This window comes from Paenibacillus vietnamensis (genome assembly GCF_020169515.1).
In the GTDB taxonomy this organism is placed as follows: domain Bacteria; phylum Bacillota; class Bacilli; order Paenibacillales; family Paenibacillaceae; genus Pristimantibacillus; species Pristimantibacillus vietnamensis.
On the sequence record NZ_JAHMHW010000005.1, the window covers coordinates 169,817 to 183,443 of the forward strand.

A 13,627-nucleotide genomic window follows, 5' to 3' on the forward strand; every position below is an offset into this window, starting at 1 on the left:
TTCAGGGCCGGCCGATTACGTAAACGATTAACAATTTTGGGGGGTTACCGCAAGCATGCAGAGCAAAGCATTTAAATGGGCAATGGCCTTCATTCTTCTATTCTCTCTGTGCTATCAGGCCATTCCCCTGCGGACGGCCTCGGCCGCGGAGACAGGGCAGCCGGAGGAGGAGCGTCTCAGGCCGCTGTTCCACTATACGCCTGAGAGGAACTGGCTGAACGATCCGAACGGACTTGTGTATTACAACGGGGAATATCATATTTTCTATCAGTACAAGCCCAGCGGCGATACGTGGGGCGAAATGTTTTGGGGGCATGCGGTCAGCCGGGATCTTGTGAATTGGGAGGAGCTGCCGATTGCGCTTTATCCCGACGAGCTCGGGCATATGTTCTCCGGCAGTGTGGTCGTGGACTGGAACAATACATCCGGCTTCGGGGCGAACGGGCAGCCGCCGATGGTGGCGATGTTCACGCAGGAATACGCGAACGGTCAGGTACAGAGTCTGGCCTACAGCAACGACAGCGGCAGGTCGTGGACCGTTTATGACGGAAATCCGGTCATTCCGCAGCCGGCCGGGCTTTCGGTGTTCCGGGATCCGAAGGTCATTTGGCACGAGCAGACGAACCGATGGGTGATGGTGGTTACGGCCGGCGATCATGTCGGCATCTATTCTTCGCCGGATTTGAAAGCCTGGACGCATGAAAGCGACTTTGGGGCGGGCCAGGGCTCGCATAACGGCGTATGGGAAACGCCGGATCTGTTCCCGCTCGCGGTGGACGGCGATCCGGACAACGTCAAATGGGTGATGTCCGTCAGCCTTGGCGAAGGCGCGCCGGCTTTCGGATCGGGTATGCAGTATTTCATAGGCGACTTTGACGGATCGAAATTCACGAACCTGAACGCGCCGGAAAAGGTGCTTTGGACGGATTTCGGCGCCGATTTCTACGCGGGCATGACCTTCAGCGACACCGAGAACCGCCGGATCTGGCTCGGATGGATGAACAACTGGCTTTATGCGCAGTCGATTCCTTCGGCGGGCTGGCGGGGGGCGATGACGGTGCCGCGTGAGCTTACGCTTACCGCCGAAGACGATGGAGGCATCCGGCTGAAGCAGGCGCCGGTTGAGGAGCTGAACCGGCTTCGTCAGCAGCCGCTGGAGCTTGGCGCCATTCCGAAAGCCGAAGGAACGGTTGAGCTGCCGCTTGCAGGCGAAGCGTACGAGATCGTTGCCGAGTTTGCGGCCGATACGGCCACGGCGTCAAGCTTCGGGTTCAACGTTCATGCCGGCGGCAGCCGGAAGACGGCCGTCGGCTACGATGCCGCGGAAGGCAAGCTGTTCGTCGACCGGACCCGGTCGGGCAACATAGGCTTCAACGCGAAGTTCGGCGAAGCGCGGCATGAAGCGGAATATACGGCCGGCGGCACGCTCAAGCTGCATCTGCTCGTCGACAAAACGTCGGTCGAGCTGTTCGCGGACGACGGAAGCGCCGTCTTTACAGACCTGCTGTTCCCGGAGGAAGGATCGAACAAGCTGGAGCTGTTCGCCGAGGGCGGAGCGGCGGACCTCGTATCCCTGAATGTCTATCCGCTTCAAGCGGCGGAAATCGGGAAAAGTACAGATAAACCGCTGTCGCCGCACGACATTCCGAATCCGGATTTCGAGAGCGGCGATTTGACCGGCTGGACGGCGGAAGGCGAAGCGTTCACGAACGAGAATGTGGTGACGGACACGGATTGGGGCTGGGGCTGCTGCTTCAACAAGCAGGGCGTTTATCATGTATGGGGCGCTAAAACCGGCGACGTGCCGACCGGCACCTTAAGCTCCGCGCCGTTCGTGCTCGGAGGCTCCGGCGATATCAGCTTCCTGATCGGGGGCGGCAATGATATCGAGAAGCTGTACGTTGCGCTCGTGAGAGCCGAAGACGATACGGAGCTGATGAAGATTGCCAATAACGAATGGAAGGACGACGGCACGCTGAGGCGGGTGCACATGAATGCGGAGGACTACCTGGGCGAAACCGTGTATATGAAGGTCGTCGACAACCACACCGGCGGCTGGGGCCATATTAGCGTCGACGATTTCAGGGTGCTGAATGAACCGGAGTCGATCGTCAATCCGGGCTTCGAAACCGGCGACCTGACGGGCTGGTCGACGATCGGCACCGCATTTGCCGCGCCGGTATCGGATGTGGCGACCTACTGGGGGAGCACGCCTTTTAACCATCAAGGCATCTATCATGCATGGGGCTTTGCGGGCGCGGCCAATCCGGACTTCTCCGACCGCCGGACCGGCGAGCTGAGATCCTCGGTTTTCCGCTTGGGCGGTAACGGCAAAATAAGCTTCCGCGTCGGCGGGGGCGAGGACTTGAACAAGCTGTATGTTGCGCTCGTGCGCGAGGCGGACGGCGAAATTTTGTTCAAGGCGACCGGGGCCGCACCCACGATGGGTGAAGGCTACCGCCGGGTGGAATGGGACGCTTCCGAGTATTTGGGCGAGAGCCTGTCTATCCGGGTCGTCGATTACCATACAGGCGGCTTCGGCCATATTAACGTCGACGATTTCTCCGTCTTCAATACGGAGCCTGTGGTACCGAGAGAGCTCGCCAATCCGGGCTTTGAAACCGGCGATTTGACCGGATGGACGGCGGAGGGCGATGCGTTTGCGGGGGCCGTTACCGACAGGTCATCTTTCGGCGATGAGGAAGCCCCCTTCAGTCATGCGGGGAATTTTCATCTATGGGGGCTTGCGGGGGCTGCGGACGGCACGGATGCGGACGCGCGCACCGGCACGCTGGCTTCGGAAACCTTCGTGTTGACGGGAACGGGAGAAATCCGGTTTCTGATCGGCGGCGGCCAGGATGAAGGCAAGCTGTACGCGGCCTTGGTCAGAGCCTCCGACGATGCCGTTCTTATGAAGGCGACGGGCAGCGGCTCGGAAACCTATACGAGCGTCGCATGGGATGCCACCGGTTACTTGGGAGAGAAGCTGTACGTTAAGCTTGCGGACGCCAGCGCGGAAGGGCATCTCAATATCGACGACGTCCAGGTGAGAGGCAAAGGGCTCATCGGCAGCTGGAGCTTGAATGAAGGAGAAGGCAAAGTCGCGCTGGACGAGGCAAGAGGCGTAGAGGACGATATTCATTATGTATTCAATGAGGCCAAATATAAGCCATCGACGGAGCCGCTGTGGAAGGACGGCATTGCCGGCAAAGGTCTGCTGTTCGACGGCTATTCCACCTGGATCGAAAGGCCGGCGGACCGGATCGCGAAGCCGGACGACGAGCTGACGATCGAAGCGTGGGTGGCTCCAAGATCGTATGAGTGGGGCGATATGGGCCAGCTGTCGGCGATCGTGAACCAGCACGACAAGGCCGGCAAGACCGGCTATATTCTCGGCATGGGCCGCCACGGCAAATGGTCCTTGCAAGCCGGCATTAACGGCGGCTGGGCGGAGGTTTGGGCCGATGCGGATAAGCCGCTCGAGAAATTCAAATGGTCTTATGTTGCGGCAACCTACAGCAAGACGGACGGCAAGCTGAAGCTGTATTTGAACGGGGAGCTCGCGGGGGAGCAGACGGCTTCCAGAAAAACGGCCATCGCGCCGTCGGACGGCAGCTTTCTGATCGGGAAGAACAATACGGGCGCCGTCATTAACGGCGTATTCACGGCCAATATGTTTAACGGCTTGATCGATGAAGTGAAGGTGCGCAGCACTGCGCTGAGCGCCGAAGAGATCGCGGCCAATTACAGCGCGGCGGCGGGAGTGTTCGAGAACGGCGAGGCGCCGGAGCCGGAGCTGGATTTCGAGCGAAGCGTGTATGACGGCGACCGTTACCGCCCGCAGTACCATTTTATTTCGCCGGGACATTGGATGAACGAGCCTCACGGCCCGTTGTATTTTGAAGGGAAATATCATCTCTTCTATCAGCACAACCCGCAGGGTCCATACTGGCACCAGATTCATTGGGGACACGCGGTGAGCGACGATATGGTGCACTGGAAGGATATGCCGGTTGCGCTCGCGCCTGATGGCGGATCCGTTACGCCGGACGGCGTATGGTCGGGCAATGCGGTGGTGGACGATAACGGCAATCCGGCGCTGTTCTTCACGGCCGGCAACGATCAATCGGCGCCGAACCAGAATACGGGCCTTGCCAGAAGCACCTTCCTGGAGGACGGGGACGTCAATCTGAAGAAGTGGATCATGGAGGACGAGGTCGTCACAAAGCAGGCGCCGAATCTTCCGGCGGAAGAAGGAGAAGTGTGGTTCGGGCAATTCCGCGATCCGTACGTCTGGAAGGACGGGGACATGTGGTACCAGCTTGTCGGCTCAGGCATCAAGAATGTAGGGGGGACGGCGCTTCTCTATTCTTCGCCGGACATGGTGCACTGGACGTATGAAAATCCGTTTTTCACGGGGGATTACGCGAATCGTCCGGAAACCGGACAGGTATGGGAGCTGCCGGTGCTGCTGCCCGTTGGCAAGGATGAGGATGGGACGCAAAAATACGCCTTCTTCATTAATCCGTGGTTCGACCACTACAACGAGCATAATGTCAAATATGTGTTCCATTGGATCGGCACATGGGATAAGGAGACGAACCGCTTTATTCCGGATCACGAGGAGCCGCGCCTGTTCGATTTCGGCGAGCATTTCACGGGACCGAGCGGCATGGTGGACGGACAGGGCCGTTCGATCCTGTTCAGCATCGCGCAGGACCGCCGCACCGAGCAGCAGCATTACGACGCCGGCTGGGCGCATAATGCAGGTTTGCCGCTCGTGCTCTCGCTCCGCGATGACGGCACGCTCGGAATCGAACCGATCGAGGAGCTGAATTCGCTTCGCGGCGAGGTGCTGGCGAGCGCCGAGAATGCAAGCGTCGCGCAGGCAAATTCAAAGCTAAAGCCGGTCAGAGGCGATATGCTGGAGATTTTGCTGGAGGCGGATTTGGCGGAGGCGGACGAGCTCGGCATCAAGGTCCGTTCGACGGGCGACGGCCGCGAGGAAACTTTGATCTACTACGACAAGGAAAACGGAAGGCTGGAAATCGACCGCAGCAGGTCCAGCCTGGACCCGGATATCGCCAAAGGGATCCAAGGCGGGGAAATGGCTTTGGATGACGGCAAGCTGAAGCTTCGCATTTATTTGGACCGGTCGATGGTCGAAGCTTATGCGGACGGCAAAAACAGCATCACCTCCCGCGTTTACCCGACGCAGCAGGATGCGCTGGGGCTGGAGCTTTGGAGCCGTGGCGGCGAAGCGAAAATCGGGAAGCTGCAGGTGTGGGAGATGAATTCGGCTTACGGCGAAACGGCAGAGGCCTATTGGCCGGCTGCAGCCCCGGCTGCGGAGAAGCTCGTCGGGCTGGCGAACCATGATTTTGAGAGCGGCGATTTGTCCGGCTGGATCGTCGAAGAGGGCAACGCCTTCACGGATGCCCATGTGACGGCACGCAATGACTGGGGCTGGGGCGGACCGTTCAATCAAGCCTATGACCGTCAGGATGAGGGCCGCCATCATTTGTGGGGCTTCCATCCGGACTACGGCGACGACGCGGTCGGCAGGATGAAATCCGGGACGTTCACTCTTGGCGGAGACGGAGCGATCGATTTCCTGATCGCGGGCGGCAGGGATATCGACAAGCTGTACGTCGCTCTCGTCAGAGCTTCGGACGGCGAGGTTCTGATGAAAGCCACCGGGCACGACAGCGAGCAATACCGCAGGGTGAAATGGGATGCGTCGGCCTATAAGGGCGAGAAGCTTTACATTCAGATCGTCGATCAGCGGATCGGCGGCTGGGGACATTTGAACGTCGACGACGTGAACGTACCTGCAGCCATACAGCCGGAGACCGGCGGCGGCGAAAATCCGCCGGCAGGCGGCGGAAATGCGGGCGGCCAGCATCCGCAGACGGAGCCCGGCAAGATAACCATTGATGTTGGCAAGGTTACGACGGAGAAGGCTGCGGACGGCAGAAGCTTCGCCAAAGCTCAGCTGGCGGAGGGGCTGATCGTAAGGGGACTTGCCGGGGCGGCGGCATCGGAAGCGAAACGTCTGGTCATCGAATGGCCTGCGCTGGGGGAGGACGGCATTGATGCCGCTCTGCCGATTGAACCGCTGAAGGAAGCCGCGCAGTCTCATCCGGAGCTTGTCGTGACGCTCGTCCACGGCCCGGTATCCTATGACGTGCCGCTCAAGCTGCTGCTTCAGGCCGAATCCGCAGACGGCGCGGACCGGCTGCATATCGTCCTGGAGTCGCCGGCGGAGGATACAGTCAAGGCAATGGAGGAAGCGGCCAAGCAAGCAGGATTATCGCTGCTTTCGAAGCCTTACGAGTTCAAGCTGCTTCTGGGCGCGGATGGAGAGCTGGAGGAGTTGACGGATTTCGGCTCCCGGTACGTGACCCGTTCCATTACGGTCGCAGGAGGGCTGGATCCATCGAAAGCAACCGCGCTGTTGTTCGACCCGGCGACGGGAAGCTATCGCTTCGTGCCCGCCGTGTTCGAGGCGAAGGGTGACGAAACAGTAGCCGTGCTGAAGCGCAACGGCAACAGCCTCTACGTGCTGGCGAAGGCGGAGAAAACATTCAGGGATTTACCCGGCCATTGGGCCAGCAACGATATTGAGCAGCTCGCTTCAAAGCAGATTGTCCGGGGAGCTTCGGAGGATGCGTTCCTGCCGAATGCGGCCGTGACCAGAGCCGAATTCGCGGCATTGCTCGTCCGCGGGTTAGGCTTGACCGCCGGCCCGGACAAGCCCGAATCGTTCAACGACGTACATGCCCAGGATTGGTATGAGGAGGCGGTTGGTACAGCCGCCGGCTTCGGGCTCGTTCAGGGCTATGGGGACGGCTCGTTCAAGCCGCGACAGCTCGTCAGCCGCGAGGAAATGGCCGTTATGATTGCCAGAGCGCTTCATTTTGCAGAAGAAGGCAGCCAGGAAGGTACGGGCAGCGACAAGGAGAAGCTGGACGCCTATGCGGACGGCAAAGAGGTAAGCTCCTGGGCGCGCGAGGCGCTGTCGGAGCTGCTCGGCAGAGGGCTGCTGCTGGGAAGAAGCAGCGGCTTGCTGGATCCGCGCGGATCGGCGTCCCGCGCGGAAGCGGCAAGCATGCTGAAGCGTCATCTGACGTCCGTCGGATTCATAAACGAATAAACCGAAGCACATGCTTAGCCAAAACCGGTGAACAAGCGAGACGCTTGTTCGCCGGTTTTCATTTTTTGCCCGGGAATCAAGTAAAGCTACTCCTTCCCGTTACTCCTGTAGTCGGACGGAGACAACTCCATATTTTTGCGGAACATTTTGGAGAAGAGCAGGGGATCCTCGTAACCGACGGACCGCGCGATGTCACCGACGGACAGCTTCGTTGTGACGAGCAGCTCCGCTGCTTTTCTTATGCGGTATGCGATGAGGTACTGCTGGATGCTGCAGCCCATTACGTCCTGGAACAAGGAATTCAAGTAGCTCCTCTGCAGCCCGATCATTTGGGCAATGGCCCCGACCGTAATTCTGCTCGCATAATTCAGCCCGATAAAATGAACGACCTGGGCGACATACTTATCCCGCATGTTTTCCTTAAGAGCCCGGTGCTCGGGAGGGCCCGACCCGACAAGCATGGCTAGCCACAAATAAAGCAGCCCGGTCAGCTTGATTTCCCTGCCGTTTGCCATCGTCCGCGAACCGGCCATCGCCTCGATGCTTTCCAGAAAAAAACGGCCGTCGCCGCTGCTGAAAATCGGTTGTTCAACCGATAAGCCGGCCTGCATAAGAAGAGTAGCGGCTTTGATTCCGCCGAACCCGATCCAGCAATATTTCCAGGGACAATCATCGTCCGCGATATAATGCGTAATGGTACCGGGACTGATCAGAAAGCCTTGGCCTTTTGCCAGCCGGTAGGTTTTCCCCCCGATCTCGAACCGTCCTTCACCCTCAAGGATGTAATGAATTTTATAATAGTCTCTCATGGCGGGTCCAAAGGAATGCCTGGGAGCGCATTGTTCCATGCCGAACTGGATGAGATGCAAGTCGGATTGATGCAGGCTTTGCGGCAAATATTCGATCATGTGGTCCATCTCCCTCCTTCCGGTATTGTATCCCAGGACTAACTCAAAAGCGACTTGGACTTTGGACGACTCCGCTTCAGCACTATACGCACGAAATGGATTTTCTCCAGTTATTTTCATCGATTTTGGTAATATTGGTGTTTTAACTGGATTTCGTGTAGTTAAATTTCTCTAATTCCTGAGTATTGTCGCAAAGCCAGAGAGTAACTGTAGATAATCCAGTTATTTCATCTCTTGCAATCGATCTCTCTAAAATAACCACATAAAATCCAGTTACCCAAACGCATCCATCCAATAACGCTTGAAGAGGAAATGATTACGACATCGCCGGACTACAGCCTTTGGCATTATGTTGAGGAAACATTAGGAAATATTAGATCAAAAATAGAAAATAGCGCTACAGACATAAATCTGTACCGCTATTTTCATGTTCATTTCCATTTTGATTTTGGCGAGCTATCCTCCAGCGAGCTGCCTCTTTTGGGACAGCTCCAGGTTGTGCCGCGGAGAATTATTGTTGAACGCCGCCGCTGCCGGCGATTTGATCGATCATGCGCAGCTCTTCGTCCGTGAAGGCGAGGTTGTTCAGCGCCATTACGTTCTCTTCGAGCTGGCTTGTTTTGCTTGCGCCGATCAGCGCGGATGCAACCTTCCCATCCCGCAGTACCCAGGCGAGCGCCATCTGCGCCAGGCTTTGGCCGCGCGAGGCGGCCAACTCGTTCAGCTGTCGCACGATTGCGAGCTTTGACTCCGGGATGCTGTCCTTGTTCAGGAACCGGCTGTGACCGGCGGCTCTGGAATCGGCGGGGATGCCTTGTAAATACTTGTTCGTCAGGACGCCCTGCGCCAGCGGGACAAAGCCGATGATGCCGACGCCTTCTTCGGCCATAGCGTCCTGAAGGCCGTCTTCGATCCATCTCTCCAGAATAGAGTAGCTGGCTTGATGGATGAGGCATGGCGTTCCCAGCCGTTTCAAGACGGCTGCCGCTTCGCGCGCCTCGGCTTCACGGTAGTTCGAGATGCCGACATATAGCGCTTTGCCTTGACGGACGATTTGATCGAGAGCCGTCATCGTCTCCTCGATAGGAGTGTCGGGATCCGGGCGGTGGTGGTAATAGATGTCCACGTAGTCGAGTCCCATTCGCCGCAAGCTTTGATCGAGGCTCGATACCAAATATTTTTTGGAGCCGAAGTTCCCGTACGGACCGGGCCACATGTCGTAGCCGGCTTTCGTTGAGATAAGCAGCTCGTCCCGGTAGGGGGCGAAGTCTTTTTTCAGAATTTGGCCGAACGTTTCCTCCGCCGATCCGTAGGGAGGCCCGTAGTTATTCGCGAGATCGAAGTGGGTGATGCCAAGATCAAAAGCTTTGCGGGCGATCGCCCGGCTGTTCTCGAACAGGTCCTGGCCTCCGAAGTTGTGCCATAACCCTAGCGATAACGTAGGCAGCTTGACGCCGCTCTTGCCGCACCGGTTATATGTCATTTCCTTATATCTATTCTCATTCGCCGTGTAAGGCACGTTGCTTCCTCCTTAGATAAAGACATGTACTCATGCACTATTATGAAGTTTAAAGTCTATATTTCATATAGAGAGATGCGTTATCTATATGGCATTATGCACGATGAATGAAATAGGGAACGAACTCAGAAATGCAAATCATCAATTCGGGAAAAATTAGCTTGACGGTTTTCCGTGAAAGCGCTTATAATCAAGACAAACGATTACGTAAACGTTTTTCTCAGATATAAACATAGAAAAATGAACCTTACATTCGATTTCTGAGGATCACGTAAACGATTGCGCGAGATTGGAAGGTGGAATGAAAAATGAAGGCAGCAGACCTGGGGGTTCTTCAACAAGAGAAGGGGGGCGGAACGGCCGTGCGCAGCAGTAAAATCTGGGTCAAGATCAGGCAAAATTACGAGCTGTATCTGTTCATGCTCCCCGCGGTGCTCATTTATCTGGTGTTCAAGTATTACCCGATGTACGGAGTGCAGATCGCCTTTAAGGATTTCCGGGCAAGCAAAGGCATCTGGGGAAGCGAATGGGTCGGCTTCGAGCATTTTATCCGGTTTTTCGAAGCCTACAATTTTTGGCCGATTATGGAAAACACGATTTTGCTCAGCCTCTATTCCCTGGTATTCGGCTTCCCGATTCCGATTATCGTGGCGCTGATGCTGAACCAGATGCTGGCGAAGAGATACAAGAAATTCGTGCAGACGGTCATTTACGCGCCGCATTTTATTTCTACAGTCGTCCTCGTCGGGATGCTGGGTGTGTTCCTGTCCCCGAACAGCGGAATTGTGAACCACATCATCACCTTTTTCGGCGGCGAGCCGGTGCTGTTCATGGCAAGCGAAGGCTGGTTCCGCCCGCTGTACATCCTGTCCGGCATATGGCAGGAAACGGGGTTTGCCACGATCATCTACCTGGCGGCGCTGGCCGGCGTCAATCCCGAGCTTCACGAGGCAGCCGTCATGGACGGGGCAAGCAAGTGGAAGCGGGTCAAGCATGTGGATGTGCCGAGCATTATGCCGACGATCATCATCCTGATGGTTCTGGCGCTGGGCAACATCATGAGCGTCGGCTTCGAGAAGGCGTACCTGATGCAGAGCGACCTCAATTATGCGGCATCGAACATTATTCCGACTTACGTGTACGAGCTCGGGATCCAGAAGGCGCAGTACAGCTTCTCCGCCGCAATCGGCTTATTTAATGCCATCATTAACGTAGTGCTTCTAGTAACGGTAAACCGGGCAGCTAAAAAGCTGACGGAAACGAGCTTGTGGTAAGGGGGAGAGGGCGATGAACTCGCTGCTTGCACGCAAAACGAAAGGCGATGTCGCGTTCGACATCATCAACTATACGCTGCTGACCGCCGGCATGCTGCTGATTTTGTATCCGCTTTATTTTGTACTTATTGCATCTTTCAGCGATCCGAATCTGATTTATTCCGGAGAAATCTGGCTGCTGCCGAAGGGCTTGACTCTGGACGGCTACGAGCGGATCTTCGCCGATTCCTCCATCTGGGTCGGCTACGGCAACTCGCTGGTTTACGCCATCGCCGGCACGGCGATCAGCGTCACCATCACCCTGATGGCCGCTTACCCGCTGTCGCGCAAGGATTTTGTCGGGCAAGGCGCTTTCATGTGGTTCTTCATGTTCACCATGTTTTTCGGCGGCGGCCTGATTCCGACCTACCTGCTGATCAAGGATCTGAACATGATCAATACGATTTGGGCACTTGTCGTTCCCGGCGCAGCCGGCGTGTTCAATATTATTATCGTGCGAACCTTCTTCCAAAGCACGATTCCCGACGAAATGCGGGAAGCCGCCTTTATCGACGGCTGCACGAACACGAGGTTTTTCCTCGGCATGGTGCTGCCGCTGTCCAAACCGATTATCGCGGTTATGGTGCTCTATCACGTCGTAGGCTTCTGGAACGGTTTTTTCGACGCCATGATTTATTTGAACGAGGAATCGAAGTTTCCGCTCCAGCTCGTCCTCAGGAACATTCTGGTCCAGAACCAGGTGAACTCCAGCATGATGATCGACGTCGAGTCGTATGCCGCCAAGCTTCGGGTAACGGAGCTGATCAAATACGGCGTCATTATTATCGCAAGCCTGCCGCTGCTTGTCCTGTATCCGTTCCTGCAGCGTTATTTCGTCAAAGGGGTTATGATCGGCTCCATTAAAGGTTAATGCCGGCTTAAGCCGTACCCGCTTGATTATCGCCGGGCTTCGGACAACCGCGGACCGGACCCGGATGATGATAGATAAACATATAGAACCATTAAGGGAGGATCACTACACATGAAAAAGTCAGGGTCTATTGCAGTCAGCGTTCTGCTGACGGCGAGCATGATGATCTCCGCCTGCTCCGGCGGAGGCGGCAACGAAGGCGGTAACAATGGCGGCACTAACGGCGGAACGAACGCGCCGGCCGAGGAAGCAGGCTTCAACAAGGAAGGTTTGCCGATCGTCGACGAGAAGCTGACTCTATCGATCGTATCTCCGAAAGCCGCGCTTGCTCCCGAGTATAACGAGATGGAAATCTTCAAGCGCCTGGAGGCCGATACGAACGTTCATATCGAATGGAACAACATCCCGGATACGGATTACGCCGAGAAGAAAAACCTGCTGCTGGCTAGCGGCGATTTGCCGGACGCTTTTTACGCATCGCAATTTTCCGATTATGAATTGATTACTTACGGCAAAGACGGCACGATTATTCCGCTGGAGGAGCTGATTGGTCAGTACGCTCCGAACCTGAAGAAGCTGCTCGAGGAAAGACCGGACATCAAGGCGGCGATTACCGCTCCGGACGGCCATATTTACGGTCTGCCGACCTGGGAGGAGAATGAACTCGGCACGAACCCGTTCTTCCACGTCATCAACAAGCAGTGGCTCGACAAGCTGGGCCTGAAATTCCCGGAAACGCTGGATGAATACACCGAAGCGCTTGTTGCGTTCAAAACGAAGGATCCGAACGGCAACGGCAAAGCCGACGAAATTCCGCTCAGCTTCATGCATATGCAGTGGTGCATGGATATTGCCGGCCTGTTCGGCGCCTTCGGCCTGCCGGACAATCTGGAGCACCGGATCGTCCGCGACGGCAAGGTGATCTTTACGGCTACGCAGCCGGAGTATAAGGAAGCGCTGAAATATTTTAACGAGAAATGGTATAAGCAAGGACTGATCGATCCGGAATCGTTTACGCAGGACGCGCCTCAATATCTGGCAAAAGGCAAAACGCCGGATCCGACGCTCGGCTCCTACGTCTGGTGGGAAATCGAGGAGGTCGTCGGTACGGCTCAAGCCGCCAACTATGCGCTTGTTCCTCCGCTGACCGGCCCGACGGGCAAGAAAACGATCGGCAGAGGCAACGGCGGCGGCCCGGGCAGAAACGCCTTCGTCATTACGAAGGACAACGAAAATCCGGAAGTGACGATGCGCTGGATCGACCAGCAGTATGAGCCGTACATGGCGGCGCAAATCCACTGGGGCCCGATCGGCATTATTTATGAAAAAGACGCGAACGGCAAGCTCGTGAACCTGCCGCTTGAGGAAGGCGTATCGATGGGCGAATTCCGCCAGAAGGTCGCTCCGAACGGCGCCGGAGTCATTACGGCCGAGCATTTCAAAACGATCGTCGACATGGAGCCGCGCGCCCAGCAGCGGAAGAAGGATTTGGAGCAGTACTACGAGCCGTTCATGGAAAAAGAAAACTATCCGACGATTTTCTTCGAGCCGGAAGAACTGGATACGATCAATCAAATCGAGCCGGAGCTGATCAAATACGTGAATACGCAGCGCGCGAAATTCATCGTTGACGGCGTGGACGACAAGGCTTGGGACAGCTACGTGAAGACGGTAGAGGATATGGGACTCGGCAAGCTGATGGAGCTGTATCAAACCGCTCTTGACCGTTACAACGCGGCGCAGAAATAAAAGTAAGTTCCGCATCCACTGCAGAAAATGCTGCTAAAACCTGACATCGGGTTTGCTTAAGGGGTTTCTACTGCAGTTTATGCAGCAGATCGTGCACATTACAAGCTCCAC

General features: G+C 56.4%; 6 protein-coding genes. 4 read left to right on the forward strand and 2 right to left on the reverse strand.

From position 1 onward, the window contains the following. The first annotated feature begins 55 nt into the window (after positions 1 to 55). The gene (locus tag KP806_RS13180) at positions 56 to 7,156 is read left to right on the forward strand and encodes a GH32 C-terminal domain-containing protein (protein WP_224724153.1); all 7,101 of its coding nucleotides are present in this window, start codon (positions 56 to 58) and stop codon (positions 7,154 to 7,156) included. Between the two features lie 86 nt (positions 7,157 to 7,242). Here KP806_RS13180 and KP806_RS13185 read toward each other — a convergent pair whose 3' ends face one another. Then, on the reverse strand, positions 7,243 to 8,064 hold the full coding sequence (locus KP806_RS13185) for an AraC family transcriptional regulator (RefSeq protein WP_224724154.1): 822 nt from the start codon (positions 8,062 to 8,064) through the stop codon (positions 7,243 to 7,245). A gap of 511 nt (positions 8,065 to 8,575) precedes the next feature. Beyond that, a complete protein-coding gene (gene mgrA, locus KP806_RS13190; RefSeq protein ID WP_224724155.1) occupies positions 8,576 to 9,583 on the reverse strand; it encodes an L-glyceraldehyde 3-phosphate reductase in 1,008 nt (335 codons plus the stop codon). A gap of 419 nt (positions 9,584 to 10,002) precedes the next feature. Here mgrA and KP806_RS13195 point away from each other — a divergent pair, with 419 nt between their 5' ends. The 3 genes from KP806_RS13195 to KP806_RS13205 all read left to right on the forward strand — a co-directional run bounded on the left by KP806_RS13195 (position 10,003) and on the right by KP806_RS13205 (position 13,516). Next, positions 10,003 to 10,857: an ABC transporter permease gene (locus KP806_RS13195; protein WP_397376400.1), complete on the forward strand. Its 855-nt coding sequence runs from the start codon at positions 10,003 to 10,005 to the stop codon at positions 10,855 to 10,857. A 13-nt stretch (positions 10,858 to 10,870) separates the two neighbouring features. Continuing rightward, positions 10,871 to 11,767 carry a carbohydrate ABC transporter permease gene (locus KP806_RS13200; protein WP_224724157.1) on the forward strand — a complete coding sequence of 299 codons (897 nt, stop codon included), beginning with the start codon at positions 10,871 to 10,873 and terminating at the stop codon, positions 11,765 to 11,767. 111 nt (positions 11,768 to 11,878) lie between these two features. Continuing rightward, positions 11,879 to 13,516: an ABC transporter substrate-binding protein gene (locus KP806_RS13205; RefSeq protein WP_224724158.1), complete on the forward strand. Its 1,638-nt coding sequence runs from the start codon at positions 11,879 to 11,881 to the stop codon at positions 13,514 to 13,516. Positions 13,517 to 13,627 lie beyond the last annotated feature (111 nt).